The following is an 18,590-nucleotide window of genomic DNA, read 5'->3' as shown; positions in this document are numbered from 1 at the left end:
TCGCTATTAACGGCATTTTTTTATACCGCAATATAACAATAAAAACATAGATGGAAAGTTTTAGTTCAGATCTCCTACACTATTAGTGACGCTTGTTACTACAAGCGCCTTTCTCTTCTGTAGCAACAACAATATTTGGGCATCGGATAATGGGCGACATCTGCTGAGCCTGTCCGGCGTGAGTACGCTGCACCTGTCTTAGCGGTTTTTAGTCAGGAGGGAGATATGATCAGCACTATCGCACTGTTTTGGGCTTTGTGTGTGGTTTGTCTGGTGAATATGGCGCGTTACTTCTCTTCTTTACGGGCATTGCTTTTCGTATTGCGCGGCTGCGATCCGCTGCTTTACCAGTACGTGGATGGTGCCGGCTTTTTTACTGCACATGGCCAGCCGGGTAAGCAAGTTCGGCTGGTGCGTTATATCTGGTTACAGCGCTATCGCGATCATCATGATGAAGAGTTTATCCGGCGCTGTGAACGGGTGCGTGGCCAGTTTATGCTCACCAGCGCGCTTTGCGGACTAATCGCGGTCAGCGCAATCGCGCTGGCTATCTGGCATTAGTGGAGCAAAACAGGGCCGGGCTGGGGCGCCCGGCCGGTATTTACACCAGCTTGAGTGTCAGCCAGTAAAGTACGCCAGAAAGGACAATACAGGCGGGCAGGGTCAGTATCCAGGCCAGCAGAATGTTTTTTACCGTTTTACTCTGTATGCCACCGCCATCAACCAGCATGGTGCCGGCAACGGAAGAGGAAAGCACGTGGGTGGTGGAAACCGGCATACCGGTATAGCTGGCGATGCCAATTGACAGGGCAGAGGTCATCTGCGCCGACATTCCCTGGGCATAGGTCATGCCGTTTTTACCAATTTTTTCGCCGATGGTGGTTGCCACACGACGCCAGCCGATAAGGGTACCCAGTGAGAGTGCCAGGGCGACGGCGATAATAATCCACACCGGCGCATATTCGACGGTACTGAGCAGATCGCCTTTCAGTTTTTTCAGGTAGCGTGCGTCACTGGAATCAACGCCCGGCAGACTGGCCGTTTTATCGGCAGCGTCTGAGATGCACATCATAATACGGCGCATCTGGCTGCGCTGATCGACCGTCAGTTGATTGAGGCTTTTCAGATCGGTCAGCAGTTGCTGCGCCCGATCCAGAGAGTGCATTGCGCTGGCCGTTTTACAATGAAAACTCTGCGGACCATTGGTGGCTTCTTCCGGCGTTGGTACCGCCGGCGGAGTCAGCGCGACCAGCTGATTGAGCACCCGATCGTTCTGCTGATAAAACTGTTGTAAATGGATAACGGCATCTCGGGTTCGGATCAGGTCGTAACCGGAAGCGTTCATATTCAGCACAAAGCCTGCCGGCGCGACGCCAATCAGTACCAGCATGATCAGACCGATTCCCTTTTGTCCGTCATTAGCGCCGTGTGAATAGCTGACGCCGATAGCAGAAACAATAAGCGCAATACGGGTCCAGAAAGGTGGTTTCTTTTTCCCGTCAATTCTTTCGCGATCTGCCGGCGTCATGTGAATGCGTGCGCGCTTTTTAGTTCCGCTCCAGTAGCGACGTAGCAGAAAAATAATCAGGCCCGCCAGCGCCAAACCTACCAGGGGGGAAATCAGCAATGCCAGGAATATCTCGATCATTTTGGGGATATTCAGTGCATCAATCACCGAGGTGTGATTCACAATGGCGTTGGTGAGACCAATACCAATAATCGAGCCAATCAGGGTATGAGAACTGGAGGCTGGCAAGCCGAGATACCAGGTGCTAAGGTTCCAGATTATCGCCGCCAGCAAGAGTGAAAACACCATTGCCAGTCCCTGCGCTGAACCGACATTCAGCAGCAGATCAATCGGCAGCATGTGCACAATGGCATAAGCCACGCTGAGACCGCCGAGCAGGACACCGAAAAAGTTAAACAGCCCGGCCATGCCTACGGCCAGGCGGGCACGCATCGCCCGGGTGTAAATGACGGTCGCCACGGCATTCGCCGTGTCATGAAAGCCATTTATTGCTTCATAAAAAAGCACAAAAAGTAAGGCAAGTACCAGCAACAGGCCAGTATGAAAATCAAGACCAGCAAAAAGATGCAGCATAACGTTAAGCCAATTTGGAGGACATGAACGCGGCGCATTATCGGCTACAACGGCAGCTTGTGAAAGGAAAATGTGGACTTATTTTTTTGTCATTCTTGATATTTATACCGTTAAAACGGCATAAAGTGGTTATTAAACAGAATATTATTTCGTGCAAGACCTGGTGATATCATCACAACTGGAAACAGGATTAAGAACCCCTTACAATCAGCCTCTTTTCCAGCAGGACTGAAATTGCGTGCAGAAGTTTGATGTTATTGTTATCGGCGCGGGCGCCGCCGGTCTGTTTTGTGCGGCACAGGCCGGGCAAAAAGGCTTACGTGTTCTGCTGCTTGATAATGGTAAAAAAGCCGGACGTAAAATCCTGATGTCTGGTGGTGGTCGATGTAATTTTACCAATTTGCATGCTCATCCTGCCGCCTATCTCTCGGCTAATCCCCACTTTTGCAAATCGGCGCTGGCGCGTTACACCCAGTGGGATTTTATCGCGCTGGTAAACCGTTACCAGATTGCCTGGCATGAAAAAACCGAAGGGCAGCTGTTTTGTGACGACTCCGCACAGCAGATTGTCGATCTGTTGTTGAGTGAGTGTGCCGCCGGACAGGTGACAATGCGTCTGCGTAGTGACATTCAACAGGTTGAGAAGACCACACAAGGCTTTGTGCTGACGCTGAGTAACGACCAGGTCTGTGCGCCCAAACTGGTCGTCGCCACCGGCGGCCTGTCGATGCCCGGGCTTGGTGCTTCGCCGTTTGGTTACCGTCTGGCGGAGCAGTTCGGGCTGAAGGTGCTGGCGACGCGCGCGGCGCTGGTACCTTTTACGCTGCACAAACCGTTACTGGATCAGCTGCAAGTACTCTCCGGCGTTTCGTTACCGGTGCGCCTGACTGCTGCAGACGGCACGCTTTTTAACGAAGCGTTGCTTTTCACCCATCGCGGTCTTTCCGGACCTGCGGTTTTACAGCTTTCCAGTTACTGGCAGCCGGGCGAACATATCAGTATCGATCTCTGCCCACATCATTCGCTGGCTGAACTGATTAATCAGGATCGTCAGACGCAGCGTAATCTCAGCCTGAAAAACTGTCTGGCCAGAGTGCTGCCGAAGCGGCTGGTGGATGTACTGCAACAGCTGGAGATAGTGCCGGATGTCAGCCTGAAACAACTCAACAGCAAGCAGCAGGCCGCGCTGACGGAAAGGTTGCATCAGTGGCGAATTCAGCCCAATGGTACAGAAGGGTATCGCACCGCGGAGGTCACGCTTGGCGGCGTGGATACACATGCTCTGTCTTCCCGAACAATGGAAGCTCTGAATGTGCCAGGGCTCTATTTTATTGGTGAGGTGGTTGATGTGACTGGCTGGCTGGGTGGCTACAATTTCCAATGGGCATGGAGTTCCGCCTGGGCTTGTGCGCAGGCGTTGTGACCCCCCTTTTTGTCTTGCCTGCGGCGCGGGTCGCGACTTTGCGCCGTGATTCAGTGGCGACGGTCAGACCCTGATTGGCAAGCGTCATTTGCCGCAGTTGAGACCCCGTTTAGTGCTGTATGATGATTATCTTTGTGGCTTGATTGCACGCTCCTGACCGCGTTTTTGCCAGCATTATTGGCACTGTGGCTGATTTTCACTTCGTCTGTTGAAGACGGTTGATCAGTGATGATAACGTCAGCTTAATGAAAACATTTTAATCAGCGATCCGCTTTCGGAGGCAGTACCTTGAGTAAGGTATTCCCGGGCCAAAGAAAAATATCCGCTCCGCTAGCCACGCGAGCCATCTTTTTTATTGCCGGTATGACTATTGGTCTGTGGGCAGCACTGGTGCCTTTTGTTCAGCAGCGTACTGGTGCAGAAGCGCATCAGCTGGGGGGGTTACTGCTTTGTCTTGGCGCCGGGTCGCTGGTTTCCATGTCCGGCTCCGGACCGCTGATTGGACGCTTTGGCTGCCGGGCGGTAATCCTGGCCGCCAGCGCGCTGTTCTGCTTATTACTGCCAGTACTGGCGACGGCAAATACCCTGTGGCTATTGGGCTGCGCGCTGTTTATTTTCGGCATGGGTATGGGGCTGACCGACGTGGCGATGAACGTGCAGGCGGCTATGGTTGAACAAATGTCCGGTCGGCCGCTGATGTCCGGTTTTCACTGCCTGTGGAGTATCGGCGGGGTCGCCGGTTCGGCCGGCAGCGCACTGTTGTTTAGCGCCGGTTTTTCGCCGCTGGCCGGCACGCTGGTTGCGATTATCATCACGGCGCTGGTCCTGCTGCTGCTGGCTCCCGGATTGCTGAAAGTGGGTAATCATGATACGGCTACCACCCCAACGCGCAGCGGTTTCCGGCCCGGATTAACCCTGATCTTACTGGCATTGATGACGATGCTCTCTTTTTTGGCTGAAGGGGCTGTGATTGACTGGAGCGGCATTTTTATGACGACCGAACGCGGCCTTGACGTACGCAATGCCGGCTGGGGTTTTGCGGTATTCTCGGTGGCGATGTCACTGCTGCGTTTTAGTGGCGATTTTGTGGTCCAGCGACTGGGACGCAAAGCGGTACTGGTTGGCGGCGGAATCCTGGCGATGGCGGGTTACCTGCTGGTTGTGCTGGCACCAGGCTGGCTGTTGTCGCTTTGTGGTTTTGCGGTGATTGGCATTGGTGCGGCGAATATCGTCCCGGTACTGGTAACCCTGGCAGGCCAGGATAAAAGTCTGCCGGTGAACATGTCGGTTGCTATGGTGACAACACTGGGTTATTTCGGCGTTTTGGGTGGACCGGCATTACTGGGCTGGATTGCGCATTACAGTAATCTGTATGTGGCCTTTACCTTGCTGGCGGTCAGCTTTGGACTGATTGCCCTCGCGGGGCTGAAACTTCGCTACCAGGACGATCGGGACAATGGGCATTCCGGGCAAAAAAGCATCGTTGAAAAATGATTATTGTCGTTGTTGAAATCAGCCTGTGTCTGTAAGCAAAAGGTAATCGGTTAAGCGCGATGCCTGTTATGAATTTTCTGTCAGTTGTGCGGAGGGTGGCACAAGGCACGCTATGTCAGTACGGATGCGGACGGCGCTCTGATACAGGGATAACGCTTTGATTACAGCGCAGGTTTACGGCTAATTTCCGCATTAAAATATGACGAGCGTTATATTAAGGAGAAGTAATGAAACTCAAGGATGCTGTGGTATTAGTGACCGGAGCCAGTCGTGGACTTGGCCAGCAGTTTGCGCAACGCGCACTGGAAATGGGCGCCAGGAAAGTGTATGCCTGCGCCCGTCATCCGCAGTCGGTTACGGTTCCCGGCGCGATCCCCGTCAGGCTCGATGTCACCCGACCGGAAGATATTGTCGCGGCCGCCGCTCAATGTCAGGATGTGACGCTGCTGATTAATAATGCCGGGATTGCCCAGCCGCAGCCGCTGCTGTCGGTGGAAGCGGAAGAGGCACTTGAAGCAGAAATGAACGTTAACCTTCTTGGTCCCCTGCGGGTCAGTCGGGCGTTTGCCCCGCTGCTGGCGGCAAACGGTGGCGGCGCAATCATTAATGTCCTGTCGGTTGCCAGCTGGATTAACAGTCCGCGTCTGATCACCTACAGCATCAGTAAATCAGCGGCCTGGTCAATGACCAACGGATTGCGTCAGGCATTGCTGGCGCAGAAAACTCAGGTACTTGCTTTGCATGCCGGTTTTATCGATACCGACTTGACGCGTCAGATGGATGTGCCAAAAGTGGCGCCTCTTGAGGTGGTGAATGCAGCCTTTAAGGGGCTGGAAGAGGGGGCCAGTGAGGTGCTGGCTGATGATATAACCCGTCGGGTCCACAATGAATTTTCCACCCATCCCGAAGTTTATCAGCTGGCTATTCGCCGTTAACCTTTGCGTTAATCCGGCCACCGGGTATCCGTGCATGAAGATGGCACGGTGTTCCCGATACGCTGGCTGACCTTTTTAAGGTGCAGAACAGCATAGCAAGGCGGCAGGCCTGTTTGCGTTAATGCGATACCGTAAGCAGGCCGTGGCAGCGGGTGCAGAAACCCTGTTCAGCTCTGCGGGCATATCAATGAGGCGATTCAGTTTGCTTCACCAGTCTGAAGGTAATATGACGCTGTGTCAGCTGTGCCTGATAGTGGCTGTCAAGGCCGTCATCGGTGATGATCTGTGGCAGCTTCATGCTGGCAGCAAGCACATAGGGATGAATCTGGCCAAACTTGCTTGAATCGGTCAGTACCCAGTTTTCGGCACCTTTGGCCAGTACCGCATTCACAATATCGCAGCGCAGCATATCTCTGCCGGTAAATCCGCTTTCCGCATGCCAGCCATCAATCCCAATAAAGGCTTTCTGAAAGTGCACTTGTTCAATGCCGCTGCGGGTTAACGGGCCGACCACCGATTCACTGCTTTTCTGGTAAAGCCCCCCCAGTACGATAACCTCACAGGCGGCGTCTTTCAGCAGGCGGGCAATATAATGACTGACGGTGACAATCGTGATATCGCGTTTATCAGCAAGGTGTCTGGCCAGCAGCGCATTGGCGCTGCCGCCTTCAATAAAAACGGATTCACCGGGCTGAATTAACGAGGCTGCATAGGCGGCAAGACGTTGTTTCAGTGGAAAGCGATCCTTCATTCTTGCGCCGACGTCGTCATCACCGGTAGCAATAGCGGCGCCATGAACGCGTTTCAGGTAGTAGCCTGTTTCCAGCTCGTTTAAATCCTGACGCACGGTTACCGCCGACACGCCGGTCAACTGCGCCAGCTCGGCGACGCTGACATTGCCGCGCTGATTAACTAATTCAACGATATATCTTTGCCTTGCATTCATTAACCGTCTCGTTATCTGGTGTGTCTGGCCAATTCTGGCAAGCTTGCCCTGGCCACTGTTGTGGTTTGACCTGGCGGTAAAAGCGCAACAGTGGCGGGCAAAAGCCGCTTATTTTTCACTCTGCATAGCGAGGCCCCGCCGGCCATTTTCATTCAGCTCCGCTGGCTGAAAGCGATTTTGCCAGTGTTGCTCATAATTTTCAGCGGGAAAATCAGCAGGAGATAGCCCCTGGTGAAAAGCCTGGCGAACTTTTTCAGCATAAGCGAGGTTTTTTGGGCAGGCAGGAGCCGCCGGAATATACATCACGTTACTCCAGCCCTGCTGATTTTCCACCGGGGCAACGGCGTGGATGACATCGCAGTGCCACCAGACGGCATCACCAGCTTGCAGTGGTGGGATAGTGCAAAGGCCGTTTATCAGATGCGGATGCCATTTCTCTGACACCGGCAGCACTCTGCCAGGCGCTACGCCACACAGCTCATCGTCGGGGACATCGTCCAGCAGTGGCCGTAGCAGGATATAGGCCATTGCTTCGGGCACCGGCACTACGTGCAGCATGCCCTGGCCGGCCGGCATATCCGACAGTGCGGTCCATCCCTGGAAGGTGCGGAAAGCTGAACATTTGGTGGTATTGGCCACCTCATATTCGTGGACGTCCGGGCGGTGGGCCGCATCCCAGGGATCGTAGCGCTCAAAATGATGAGTAAAGATGTGATGAAATACTTTCTGGTAGGCCGGTAACAGCCAGCGTTCAAGTGCGCCTGAGTCAGTATGGGCACCCAGTCCTTTTGAGGTGGTTGCCGGCGGCCGGCGACGTATCCGATCGGGATAGATAATATTCACATCCGGGTCAAACCAGCGCTGGTTCCCATCCTGATACTTCCACAGCCGGTTGAGAAACGATTGCACCACGCTTATCTGCTGACTTTGCCTGGCCGCCATCTGGGCCGGGGACCAGTAAATGGGATAGATTTCCGGCTTCGAGGCTTCCAGCGAGCCAAAAAAGTTATCGCCCGGACCCCGATAGTTTTCATCGAAATGATTGCTGGCAAGATAATCCAGCATCGATTTGTCCATCGCCAGCGCCTGCTGGCGCGGGAAGGTCTGACGTACTACCAGACAACCGCGCCGCTTGATATGCGCGATTTGCTGCGCACTGATTTTCGATTCAGCCAGCGTTTGCCAGTCGACGATTGGCCATGCGCTGCCATTGGCTTTTTCTTCCTGGCGTGCGGCAGTAATTTCGCCCTCAATTTTGGCACAAACCTGCTGAAACAATGCGGCGACATCGCCAATCTGGGCGCGAAGTTCACGTTTCATATTAACAATATTTTTCTTATGATCCGCCGGTAAAGTTGTTGCGCTGAACGTGGTCATGGCCGTCTCCGTCAAAGCAGGATAATGTTCATGTGAAAGATATTTACTTTCATTCGAAAGTTAATGTAGCCTGAATATAGCAATAATCTCCACGGAGATTGGTGAGAATGGTCACAGACCAGACAGGTACTCTCAGCGGTTGACGGCAGGATTGAGAAGAAATGGTGACCAGCATCGCGCAGGCGGTGACCGTGGGAAATGGTATTCACCGCTCTGCGCTGCAAGGATTAGCGGGCCATCCAGTCAGCAAGATTTTTTAGCATTGCCATACAGCGTTGTAGTTGTTCAACGCTGACATATTCATCGGCTTTATGGCCCTGCGCCATACTGCCTGGGCCGCAAATCAGTGTTGCGACTCCGGCCTGGTCAAACAGGCCGCCTTCGGTACCAAAAGCCACGGTTGAAAATGCCTCGCTGCCGCTCCATTGTGCCAGAGCCTTAGCAAATGCTGACTGTGGGTCGGTCAGCAATCCGGGATACTGGCTTAAGGTCTGAAAGCGAATATCACTGTGCGGCGCTCTGGCCTGCATCGGTTTGAGCAGCTGCTGGTCAACGAACTGTTTCAGCTCCGCTAACGGTCGCTCCAGTGTGACGTCCGGCAAATGACGGATCTCAAAATCGAACTGACAGTGTTCAGGGACAATGTTCAGTGCGCTACCGCCGTGGATCAGGCCAACCTGTAAGGTACTGTATGGCGGATCGAAGCGGGGGTCCTGACTTTCAGCCAGATGTTCACCCATCTGGCTAAGCTGGTTAATGATTCGCGCCGCATATTCAATCGCGTTGACGCCTTCAGGGGCATACGCTGAATGGCAGGCATGGCCATGAATATGACAACGCATCGCCAGCTTGCCTTTGTGGCCATACACCGGTCGCATCTCTGTGGGTTCACCGACGATACACAAGGCCGGCTTATCCTGCGAGGTCCGCAGATAATCCACCAGGCTGCGTACGCCGAGACAACCCACTTCTTCATCATAAGAAAATGCCAGGTGCAGGGGCTGTTGCAAGGGGCTGGCCAGAAAATCAGGCACAGCAGCCAGCACGCAGGCAATAAAGCCCTTCATATCTGCGCTACCGCGGCCATAGTAGCGTTGGTTTTTACAGGTCAGCTCAAAGGGCGCAACGGTCCACTGCTGGCCGTCTACCGGCACCACGTCGGTATGACCTGATAGCATGATGCCGCCAGGGCCAGGCGGGCCTAAACGCGCGTACAGATTCGCCTTACTGCCGTCAGTGGCGTAAAACCGCTGGGTGCGAATACCTGAGCTTTGCAGGACATCATCGATATAATCAATCAGTGCCAGGTTGGATTCGCGGCTGGTGGTATCAAACGCCAGCAGCGTTGCCAGGATAGTTTCGACGTGGTTATTCATCGCCAGGCACGCCATAACCTGGCGCCTCGCGTGGGTCCAGTGCGCGCACCTGGTAAGCCTGCATCTGGGGCTCCCAGGCTAGCCACAAGGCTTCCAGCTCGCCCACCGGATCGCTTTCGCTCCAGTCGATACGGAGATCGACCACCGGCCATGAATAATCATCAACCACTTTTACCGCCGCTGAATGGACCGGACCCGCCTCCCCGCCGGCCTGCAGTCCAGCTCGCAGTGCGGTCACCAGCCGGCCAGCCAGCTCGCCTCTGCTTTGCTGAAAGGCTGTTACCATGGCGTTTATCACCGCCTTGCTTGCCAGCATATTGCCGGCGGCAATGCAGTCCAGGCCTTCAGCGACATGGTGTGTGCCCAGCGTTTTCTCACCGCTGAACGCGGCCGTTTTTCCGGTGGCATCAATCACCGTCAGCTGGCGGTACTGGCTAAAATTATCCTCGGCCAGCGCTTTGCGTAAGGCGGCTTCCGGCAGGTCACCGGCCTCCAGGTGGGCAAGCGTCATCGGACCCAGTGCCGGCAGGGTAATATTCTGACTGGATACCGCACCGACACCCGCCAGTAACCAGGGGCAGCGTGCGCCAACGGCAATACTTGATGAGCTCAGGGCAATACCGAGTTGCCCGCTCTCAGCGCAGCGTGCGGCGACAGAAAAAGTCATGATGCCTCCTTATCAGTTGCCGTCGTCAGGAATAACCGCAATAACATCAATTTCCATTAGCCATTGCGGCTGGGCCAGAGCGGAGACCACCAGACCGGTTGAAATGGGGAAGACCCCTTTAAGCCATTTACCGACTTCGCGATAGACCGGCTCACGGTAGCGCGGATCGATAATGTAGGTGGTGGTTTTTACAATATGTGATAAATCACTGCCGGCTTCTTCAAGTAGCTGTTTAACGTTTTTCATTGCCTGTTCAGCCTGGGCCTGCGGGTCGCCCAGACCGACCAGATTACCGTCAAAGTCCGTTCCCACCTGCCCGCGCACATAAACGGTATTACCGGCGCGTACCGCCTGACATAAATCGTTGTCCAGCGTCTGATTGGGGTAAGTGGCCTTGGTATTAAACATCCGGATACGGGTATGTGTTGGCATGGCTATTATCCTGTTAGTCACATCTGGCTGTTGCCGGCCAGCAAAATTCATTAACGTTCACTGGCATCTTTGTACTGACTGTAAGCGTGCTGGGTGGCAATGTGATCGGCAATAAACCTGGCATCATGCCATACCCCCCAGATAAAGGTTGAGCCGCGACGTGATAACCACGGCAGACCTAAAAAGTAAATACCAGGTTCGCTGGAGACGCCACGCTGGTGCCGTGGACGGTGATGTTGATCAAATGCGTCCACTTTCAGCCAGCTGTAATCTGCCGCATAGCCGGTTGCCCAGATGATGCTGGTGATACCGGCCTCCGCTAAATCCAACGACAGAAGCGGGCGGGTCATGCAGTCGGGATCGGGTAAAAACTGCCGCGCAGCCGGCTCTTCAGGGAGATCCAGCCCGTTTGCTTTGATGTACTGATCGGCGGCATCCAGCAGCGACAGATAGTTTTCATCGCCGCGACGAATATTGTCACAAAGGTCTGACTGGAAGGTGACGCGGCCGTTTTCAAAGGTTTTTGTCAGGCCCACCAGGGTAATACCCTGGTGGGCGAGGGAGCGAAAATCGACGGTATGTCCGCCGCGAGCGCCGCTGACAGCAATAGTGACATGTTCTTTGCCTGGTACACTGGCGGGTGCATCCCACAAACCCAGTACGCCGAGCCACCAGCAGAAGTCACGGTTGCGGTATGAACGTGGTGGCCGGTCGTGGGCGCCGACGGATAAAAATACCTTGCGCCCGGCGCGCTGTAGTTCATCGGCAATTTGTGTCCCGGATGAGCCGGCACCGACAACCAGTATCGCACCTTGCGGCAGCTGCTGCGGATTAAAATAGTGTGCAGAATGAATCTGATGAATCCGATCGTCCTGTGGTGCAATCGCCGGGATAACCGGTTTCTGAAACGGACCGGTTGCGGCCACTACCCGCAGGGCATTGAATACCCCGGCACTGGTTTCAACGGTAAATCCAGGCCGGCCATGGTTACGCACTACGCTTTTAACTTCCACCCCGGTGCGGATTGGCACAGAGAACTTTTTTGCGTAAGCTTCAAAATAACTGGCGATTTCATCTTTGGGAACAAAGCTGTCAGGACCGCGCCCGGGAAACTCAAGACCAGGAAAACGGTCGTGCCAGGCGGGTCCGTTTGCCACCAGTGAGTCCCAGCGGCCAGTTCGCCATGCCTCGGCAATGCGGTTTTTTTCCAGTACCAGATGCGCAATACCCTGCTTAGTCAGATGTTCGCTCATGGCGACACCAGCCTGTCCGGCCCCGACAATCAGGGTATCGATTTCTGTTATTTCTGTTGTCATGTCTGCATCCTTCGAATGGTATTCGGCGGCGTCATCGCAAGCACGCCGTAGGACGCAGGTTATTAAACGGTTAACATCAGGTAAAATATTATAAAACGAGCATCTAAGAATAAAATTCTGAGGGTGGTCGCCGTCACGGCATTGCCGTGTAGTGCCTGTCGTGAGACCCGTTATCGATTAATGGCCGCCTTTTTCCTCCGGTGACATCAGCTCGACGGTACGACAATAAGCCATAAACAGCTGGGTCGGCTTGGTGGGTTCACTGTTACGCAAGTGGGCCATAACCAGCGCGGAGACGGCCATTTCATCCTGAATATCAATGCATCTGACCTGCTGGCCGTCATAAGTCATGTCAGAGAGCGGCCGGGTAACCAGCAGAGAAAATCCCAGCCCCTGGCCGACCATGCAGCGCACCATTTCAATGGAGGGAGAGCTGTAAGCGACGTCAGGGTGATAACCCTTTTCTTTAAAAATGCTGATGAAATAATTTCGGCTGGGGACGATATCCAGTACTACCATTGGCAGGCTGCTTAGTTCAGAAAGCGTCACCGATTTGCGCTGTGCCAGTGGATGGCTGGCGGGTAACAGCGCATAGGGTTTTTGTGGCGCATCAAGCTTTTCAGTATGGATAGCATTATCGAGTTCAAGATCATAAAGAAAGGCGAGGTCAAAGCGCCCCCGGTGCAAACCATGGGCGATTTCATGCTGTTCACCGTCATAAATTTTAATAGTGATATCCGGGTAAATTTTTTTAAATCCGGCGATCAGGCGTGGCATATAAACGGGTGCAGCTGTTTCAAAACTGCCTACAGAGATAACGCCGGAAACCAGCTCGTTGTCGGCTTTGGAGTTCTGTTCAAACTGATAAGCCAGCCTCAGTAACTCTTTCGCTTTTTCATAAAAACGCTGGCCGCCAGGCGTCATCGAGACCCCCTGAGCGTGATGGCGGATAAAAAACTGTTGGTCGAACATGTCTTCAAGACTTTTTACTGCAATTGAAATAGAAGGCTGGGCAATATGGAGCTGTCTGGAGGCTTCTGCAATACTTTCCGCTTCGACCACAGCAACAAAATATTTGAGCTGTTTCAGGGTGAAATGGGGCATGGTAAGGCCTTAATTTATATATTTAGCTGAGTGTGTTAAATAGTTTTAAGCTGGTTAACGGGGCTGATGCAAGTATCCTCTGTTAATTTTCCACTGTGCGCGGCTGGCAATCGCCATGGCATAAATGCCCTTACTGTAAGCCAGTATTTTTCACCGCGATGCTTTATTTTTTATTATTTCAAATGGTTATGTTTTTTTCTGCCGGCTGCCGCTGCGGCGGCTATTCTGCTGCGCCGTTAACAGTCAGCAATTGATATCGCGATAAGATATTTTTTTTAATCTTTGTTGCTTATCTTGAATATAATTAATGTTGTTTGTCATGCCATTTTCTGGCGCGCGACTGCACCAGGCTGATGCAGTGAAATGTTTTGTATTACAACCTACTGAAAAAAATCGCGGTTTAAATTTTTGACCCCTGTCACAGCCTAACCCCCTGCACAAAAACGGTGCGCCTGGCGGCCATTGTGCACTAACAAAATTTTTTATAGAGGTTACCTATATTTTTAGTCCTTTCGCGGAATTCCTGGCTACTGCACCATGATTCTCACTGTAACAATCTTTCAACAATCCCATTTTTCCAGGGCGGTTGTAGGCTGTTCAGAAGCGCATTCACCTGCTGGTCAACTCTGTTGAGATCAAAATTATGACAAACAGCCATAAAAATAGCGCATCAGTTTCTGCCGTCGAGCTGAGCACCATTCAGCCTATTCCATTGTCTGAAAGGCACGGTAAACCGCGTGATCTTTTCACTATCTGGTTTGGCTCTAATATTATGCTGCTAACCGTCATTACCGGTTCGCTAGCGGTCAGTGTGTTTCATCTGTCATTTTTCTGGGCCACCGTTGGCGTGCTGATAGGGAATCTTGCCGGCGGCCTTTTTATGGCGCTTCATTCGGCGCAGGGGCCGCAGCTTGGCGTACCGCAGATGGTGCAGACACGCGGCCAGTTTGGTTCTTACGGTTCGGTGCTGGTTGTGGCGCTGGTGGTTATCATGTACATCGGCTTTTTTGCTTCTAATCTGGTGCTGGGTGGTCAGTCGCTGCATGCTATTTATCAGCCGCTTTCAACCAACGCCGGTATTATCGCGGTGGCGTTGCTCAGCCTGATCGCCTGTGCCTTTGGTTATAATCTGATTCATGCTTACACCAAAATTATGTCCTGGGTTTCCGGGATAATTCTGGCTGCCGCCTTTGTCTGGATCATTGTTGTTCATGGTTTACCGACCGATTTTCTTAACCGTAATGGTTTTAACCTCAGCGGTTTTCTGGGGGCAATTTCGGTGGCAGCACTCTGGCAGCTGGCTTATGCACCTTACGTTTCCGACTATTCGCGTTATATGCCAAAAGATATCAGCGAAAAAAGTGTGTTCTGGTGTAGTTATATCGGCTGCGTGCTCGGTTCATTCTTTCCGATGATTCTTGGTATTCTGGTGTCGATTTGCATCATTAACGGTGACCTGATTACCGCTATCGTTGGCATGACCGGCGGGCTTTCTTCAACGGTGATTATCGTTTTTGCTCTTGGCATCGCCGCCACCAACGCGATGAATTTGTATTGTGGCGTACTCTGTACCCTGACGCTGGGACAAACCTTTTTTGCCAGATGGTCACCCCTGTCCGGTTCCCGTATTGCTACGGCCATTATCACGGTAGTTCTGGAAGTGATAATTGCCGTTTATGGTCAGGACAATTTCCTGGTTAACTACACCAATTTTATTCTGATGCTGCTCTATGTGCTGGTGCCGTGGACGGCGATTAATCTGGTGGATTATTACCTGGTCGCACATGGTAAATATGATATCCCTTCTTTTTTCCGCCGGGATGGTGGCATTTATGGTTACTACAATCTACGGGCTATCTTCTGTTATTTGTTGGGAATAGTGGTGGAAATTCCTTTTATGTCGACGGAAATATATACCGGTCCGGCATCCGCTTCTCTTGGTGGCGCAGATATTTCCTGGCTGGTGGGGCTGCTGGTTGTCTCTCCGGTGTATTATCTGATGAGCCGCACGCAAACGCTGACTCAAACCTCTGCCTGTAAATAAAAAGTGAAAGCGTAATGAATAACAGCAAAAAATATGACTACATCATTATTGGCGGAGGGTCTGCCGGTTCGGTTCTGGCGGCACGGTTATCTGCCCATCGCGAGATAAACGTTTGTCTGCTTGAGGCGGGCAGTGGTGATAATACGCCAAGAATTCAGACGCCGGCCGGCACGATTACGCTGTATAAAAGTAAAAAGTTTAGCTGGAATTTCTGGTCGGTACCCCAGGCCCACCTTGGTGGGCGGCAGCTTCATGTGCCGCGAGGTAAAGCGCTGGGTGGATCGTCTTCAATGAACAGCATGATTTATATTCGTGGGTTGCCTGCAGATTACGATCGCTGGCGTGATGCCGGTTGCGCTGGCTGGGGCTGGGATGATGTGCTGCCCTGGTTTAAATATTCTGAAAATAATCAGCTCGGCCAGGACCCGGCTTATCATGGTTTTACGGGTGAACTGCTGGTGGATAAACCCCGCGATCCCAATCCGGCTTCGACGCTGTTTGTTAATGCGGGTAAACGCACTGGTCTTGCTGAAAATCGTGATTTTAACGGGGCCAGCCTGGCTGGCGTGGGTATTTATAATGTTACGCAAAAAAATGGTCAGCGTCTTTCCAGCTACCGGGCGTTTCTGCATCCTCACCGTCATCGCAGTAACCTGACTATCAGAACTGATTGTGAAGTTCAGCGGCTGATCATTGAAGGTGATGTGGTCAAAGGGGTGGAGATTACCACCGGCGACGGAAAACAGCGCGTTACGCTGCAGGCGGAAAAAGAAGTGGTGCTGTGCGCCGGGGCCATCGGTTCGCCACACTTGCTGATGAAGTCCGGTATTGGTCCTCAGGAGACTTTGCGCAATGCGGGTTTTGAGGTAAAGCATCACTTACCCGGCGTCGGGCAGAACCTGCAGGATCACCTTGATGGTCTGGTGACAATCCGTTCCGCCAGTCCGCTGACGCTGGGTTTTTCGCTGGCGGCATGGAAACCGGTGTTGTCTGCCCCGCTGAAATATCTGTTTGGCCGCAAGGGCTGGTTGACCACCAACTATGTTGAAGCCGGCGGCTTTGCTTCTACCCCTCTGAGTCCCTCAGTGCCGGACATTCAGTTTCACTTTGTTCCGGGTTACCGCAGTCATCGCGGCCGTCTGTTTGAGTGGGGACATGGCTACGCCATCCATACTTGCGTGCTGCGCCCACAATCCGTTGGTTCACTCGGTCTCAGCCGTGATGGCAAGGTTATTGTCGATTTTAACTTTCTCTCTAATCCGCATGATGCGGATGTCCTTGTTGAAGGGATCAAAACGGCCCGCCGAATTCTGGCCCAGCCAGAGTTTGCGGCAATTCGCGGTAAAGAGATGCTGCCAGGTGCGCAAGTACAAAGTGATGAGCAGCTCCATCAGTATGTTAAAGATTACTGTGCCACGGTTTTTCATCCGGCCGGTACCTGCAAAATGGGCAACGATGCGATGAGCGTGGTTGACCCGCAAACCCTGAAAGTCTACGGATTGCAAAACCTGCGGGTTGCCGATGTGTCTATTATGCCGACGCTGATAAGTGGTAACACCAATGCGCCGGCAATTATGATCGGTGAGCGGGCGGCGGCGATGATGCTCAACGGCAGTGGCGCTACGCAACCTTCCGGTGCTGAGGAGAATCACATTGTCTGATATCAATTTCTGGAAGAATAAACTTAAAAATCAGAGATTTATTAGTCACGCTATTATTGACGGCCAGCCGTGGTTTGCGGCGAGTAAAAAAACCTTTACGGTGATTAACCCGGCAACTAACTGTGCACTGGCTTCGGTGACCGCGCTGCAGGCCAGTGATGTTGACGTAGCAGTAAAATCTGCCCGTCAGGCATTCACTTCCGGAGTCTGGTGCCGACGTTCTCCGCAGGAGAGAAAAACGGTTTTATTACGTCTCTCGGCGTTGCTTTTACAACATCGTGAGGAGCTGGCACTGCTGGAGAGCGTCAGTATGGGGAAGCCGGTGAATGATGCACTGACCATCGATGTTCCCGGTGCCGCGCACGTCATCGCCAGGTATGCCGAAAGTGTCGATAAACTCTATGATCAGATAGCGCCGACAGCCAAAGATGCGCTGGCCACCATCACCCGTGAAGCCTCGGGCGTCGTAGCGGCGGTTATTCCATGGAATTTTCCACTGGATATTGCCGCCTGGAAGCTGGCGCCGGCACTGGCAGCAGGTAATAGCGTGATCCTCAAGCCTTCGGAATTGTCGCCTTTTTCGGCGCTGCGTCTTGCTGAGCTGGCGCTGGAGGCCGGTCTGCCGCCGGGGGTACTCAACGTGGTGACCGGTCTGGGCACCGAAACCGGAACGGCGCTGGGGCTGCATCATGATATTGATGTGTTGACCTTTACCGGTTCGACGGCGGTAGGGAAAGCCTTTATGCAGTATGCCGCGCAGTCCAACCTTAAGCAGGTCTGGCTGGAGTGTGGTGGTAAAAGCGCGAATATCATTTTTGCAGATTGTCAGGATCTTGAACTGGCGGCGGAAAAAGCGGCTTTCGGTATCTGCTTTAATCAGGGCGAGGTCTGCTCTGCTAACTCCCGCCTGCTGGTGGATCGGCGTATATATCCTGACTTTATTGACAGGTTATGCCGCAAGCTGGCGGCATGGCAGCCGGCTCATCCCCTCGATCCTGCTTCGGTCATGGGGCCAATGGTCAGTACGGCGCATATGGAAAAAGTCATGGAGGCTATCGCTAACGCCCGCCAGGCAGGGGCAACGTTACTGGCGGGTGGCCAGGCGGTGAGCATCGCGGGCGTGGCCAATTATGTGCAGCCAACCCTGCTCAGCGCTGAGAGCGAGGAAATGGCACTGTGGCAACAGGAAATTTTTGGACCGGTACTGGCGGTGCGGGCTTTTGATGATGAGCAACAGGCCATTGATATTGCCAATAACCATATTTATGCGCTGGCAGCATCGGTATGGACTGATGATTTACATCGCGCTCACCGGGTGGCCGCGAAGCTGAATGCCGGGACGGTTTCGGTCAATACCGTTGATGCTCTGGATGTTACCGTCCCCTTTGGGGGAAATAAGCAGTCTGGTTTTGGCCGCGATCTGTCACTGCACGCCTTCGATAAGTTCACTCAGCTTAAGACCACCTGGTATCAGTTAAGATAATACCCTCTCTCTTACGGCGGCCTTGCCGGCCGCCTGCTCAACCAGCGGGGAGAGGTGATGCCTCCAATTAGTAGAACATGTGTTTCTCGATAAACGCTCCAATGACTTTTTCGTGGATCTCAACTGAGCGCGAAAAGCAGATTGTTTTACGAGCCAACCGTTTAATGCGGGTGCGGAGCGTCAGGTTATTACGTTCAATGCGTTGGGTGAAAATTTTGCCCGTCAGATGCT

The 18,590-nt window shown here is 53.0% G+C and carries 16 protein-coding genes; 7 read left to right on the top strand and 9 right to left on the bottom strand.

Annotated elements, in window-relative coordinates; all coding sequences use genetic code 11:
• Window positions 1–225: 225 nt before the first annotated feature.
• The gene (gene uspB / locus BL249_RS15240) at window positions 226–561 is read left to right on the top strand and encodes a universal stress protein UspB (protein WP_099705866.1); all 336 of its coding nucleotides are present in this window, start codon (window positions 226–228) and stop codon (window positions 559–561) included.
• 40 nt (window positions 562–601) lie between these two features.
• Here uspB and pitA read toward each other — a convergent pair whose 3' ends face one another.
• A complete protein-coding gene (gene pitA / locus BL249_RS15235; RefSeq protein ID WP_099705865.1) occupies window positions 602–2,101 on the bottom strand; it encodes an inorganic phosphate transporter PitA in 1,500 nt (499 codons plus the stop codon).
• Between the two features lie 238 nt (window positions 2,102–2,339).
• Here pitA and BL249_RS15230 point away from each other — a divergent pair, with 238 nt between their 5' ends.
• The 3 genes from BL249_RS15230 to BL249_RS15220 all read left to right on the top strand — a co-directional run bounded on the left by BL249_RS15230 (window position 2,340) and on the right by BL249_RS15220 (window position 5,953).
• Complete coding sequence (locus BL249_RS15230; protein WP_099705864.1) at window positions 2,340–3,524, top strand: NAD(P)/FAD-dependent oxidoreductase; 1,185 nt, start codon at window positions 2,340–2,342, stop codon at window positions 3,522–3,524.
• A gap of 288 nt (window positions 3,525–3,812) precedes the next feature.
• A complete protein-coding gene (locus BL249_RS15225; RefSeq protein ID WP_342633902.1) occupies window positions 3,813–5,018 on the top strand; it encodes an MFS transporter in 1,206 nt (401 codons plus the stop codon).
• Window positions 5,019–5,245: 227 nt separating this feature from the next.
• The gene (locus tag BL249_RS15220) at window positions 5,246–5,953 is read left to right on the top strand and encodes an SDR family oxidoreductase (RefSeq protein WP_099705862.1); all 708 of its coding nucleotides are present in this window, start codon (window positions 5,246–5,248) and stop codon (window positions 5,951–5,953) included.
• 184 nt (window positions 5,954–6,137) lie between these two features.
• On the opposite strand, the gene BL249_RS15215 is transcribed toward BL249_RS15220, so the two are convergent.
• The 7 genes from BL249_RS15215 to BL249_RS15185 all read right to left on the bottom strand — a co-directional run bounded on the left by BL249_RS15215 (window position 6,138) and on the right by BL249_RS15185 (window position 13,171).
• Window positions 6,138–6,899, bottom strand: a complete 762-nt coding sequence (locus BL249_RS15215) for a DeoR/GlpR family DNA-binding transcription regulator (RefSeq protein ID WP_099705861.1) — start codon at window positions 6,897–6,899, stop codon at window positions 6,138–6,140.
• A gap of 108 nt (window positions 6,900–7,007) precedes the next feature.
• Window positions 7,008–8,276: a DUF1479 domain-containing protein gene (locus BL249_RS15210; RefSeq protein WP_099705860.1), complete on the bottom strand. Its 1,269-nt coding sequence runs from the start codon at window positions 8,274–8,276 to the stop codon at window positions 7,008–7,010.
• 227 nt (window positions 8,277–8,503) lie between these two features.
• Complete coding sequence (argE, locus tag BL249_RS15205; protein ID WP_099705859.1) at window positions 8,504–9,652, bottom strand: acetylornithine deacetylase; 1,149 nt, start codon at window positions 9,650–9,652, stop codon at window positions 8,504–8,506.
• Window positions 9,645–10,319, bottom strand: coding sequence for a DUF1028 domain-containing protein (locus BL249_RS15200; protein ID WP_099705858.1), 675 nt, complete (start codon window positions 10,317–10,319; stop codon window positions 9,645–9,647). Before BL249_RS15200 ends, argE begins: the two co-directional genes overlap by 8 nt.
• A 12-nt stretch (window positions 10,320–10,331) precedes the next feature.
• Entirely contained in the window at window positions 10,332–10,751 is a 420-nt protein-coding gene (locus BL249_RS15195; RefSeq protein ID WP_099705857.1) for a RidA family protein, read from the bottom strand.
• Between the two features lie 50 nt (window positions 10,752–10,801).
• A complete protein-coding gene (locus tag BL249_RS15190) occupies window positions 10,802–12,067 on the bottom strand; it encodes a flavin-containing monooxygenase (protein ID WP_099705856.1) in 1,266 nt (421 codons plus the stop codon).
• A 177-nt stretch (window positions 12,068–12,244) separates the two neighbouring features.
• A complete protein-coding gene (locus tag BL249_RS15185) occupies window positions 12,245–13,171 on the bottom strand; it encodes a LysR substrate-binding domain-containing protein (protein WP_099705855.1) in 927 nt (308 codons plus the stop codon).
• Window positions 13,172–13,814: 643 nt separating this feature from the next.
• On the opposite strand from BL249_RS15185, the gene BL249_RS15180 reads away from it, so the two are divergent.
• The 3 genes from BL249_RS15180 to BL249_RS15170 are packed head-to-tail and all read left to right on the top strand — an operon-like array spanning window position 13,815 to window position 18,359.
• Complete coding sequence (locus tag BL249_RS15180) at window positions 13,815–15,215, top strand: purine-cytosine permease family protein (protein ID WP_241898901.1); 1,401 nt, start codon at window positions 13,815–13,817, stop codon at window positions 15,213–15,215.
• A 14-nt stretch (window positions 15,216–15,229) separates the two neighbouring features.
• A complete protein-coding gene (locus tag BL249_RS15175) occupies window positions 15,230–16,876 on the top strand; it encodes a GMC family oxidoreductase (protein ID WP_099705853.1) in 1,647 nt (548 codons plus the stop codon).
• Window positions 16,863–18,359: an aldehyde dehydrogenase gene (locus tag BL249_RS15170; protein ID WP_446717697.1), complete on the top strand. Its 1,497-nt coding sequence runs from the start codon at window positions 16,863–16,865 to the stop codon at window positions 18,357–18,359. The genes BL249_RS15175 and BL249_RS15170 overlap by 14 nt, the downstream gene beginning before the upstream one ends.
• A 67-nt stretch (window positions 18,360–18,426) precedes the next feature.
• Here the strand turns inward: BL249_RS15170 and BL249_RS15165 are convergent.
• Window positions 18,427–18,590: IS1 family transposase (locus BL249_RS15165; RefSeq protein WP_241898819.1), on the bottom strand; the 164-nt coding region annotated here is incomplete at its 5' end.

This window comes from Erwinia sp. OLFS4 (genome assembly GCF_002752165.1).
In the GTDB taxonomy this organism is placed as follows: Bacteria; Pseudomonadota; Gammaproteobacteria; order Enterobacterales; family Enterobacteriaceae; genus Izhakiella.
This window is presented reverse-complemented; position numbering and strand designations above follow the sequence as displayed.

Excerpts from the sequence above, each read along its gene's own strand:
- BL249_RS15215 (WP_099705861.1), bottom strand. The coding sequence starts at position 6,899 with ATGAATGCAAGGCAAAGATATATCGTTGAATTAGTTAATCAGCGCGGC.
- BL249_RS15180 (WP_241898901.1), top strand. The coding sequence starts at position 13,815 with ATGACAAACAGCCATAAAAATAGCGCATCAGTTTCTGCCGTCGAGCTG.
- BL249_RS15200 (WP_099705858.1), bottom strand. The coding sequence starts at position 10,319 with ATGACTTTTTCTGTCGCCGCACGCTGCGCTGAGAGCGGGCAACTCGGT.
- BL249_RS15220 (WP_099705862.1), top strand. The coding sequence starts at position 5,246 with ATGAAACTCAAGGATGCTGTGGTATTAGTGACCGGAGCCAGTCGTGGA.
- BL249_RS15190 (WP_099705856.1), bottom strand. The coding sequence starts at position 12,067 with ATGACAACAGAAATAACAGAAATCGATACCCTGATTGTCGGGGCCGGA.
- pitA (WP_099705865.1), bottom strand. The coding sequence starts at position 2,101 with ATGCTGCATCTTTTTGCTGGTCTTGATTTTCATACTGGCCTGTTGCTG.
- BL249_RS15195 (WP_099705857.1), bottom strand. The coding sequence starts at position 10,751 with ATGCCAACACATACCCGTATCCGGATGTTTAATACCAAGGCCACTTAC.
- BL249_RS15175 (WP_099705853.1), top strand. The coding sequence starts at position 15,230 with ATGAATAACAGCAAAAAATATGACTACATCATTATTGGCGGAGGGTCT.
- argE (WP_099705859.1), bottom strand. The coding sequence starts at position 9,652 with ATGAATAACCACGTCGAAACTATCCTGGCAACGCTGCTGGCGTTTGAT.
- uspB (WP_099705866.1), top strand. The coding sequence starts at position 226 with ATGATCAGCACTATCGCACTGTTTTGGGCTTTGTGTGTGGTTTGTCTG.
- BL249_RS15185 (WP_099705855.1), bottom strand. The coding sequence starts at position 13,171 with ATGCCCCATTTCACCCTGAAACAGCTCAAATATTTTGTTGCTGTGGTC.
- BL249_RS15210 (WP_099705860.1), bottom strand. The coding sequence starts at position 8,276 with ATGACCACGTTCAGCGCAACAACTTTACCGGCGGATCATAAGAAAAAT.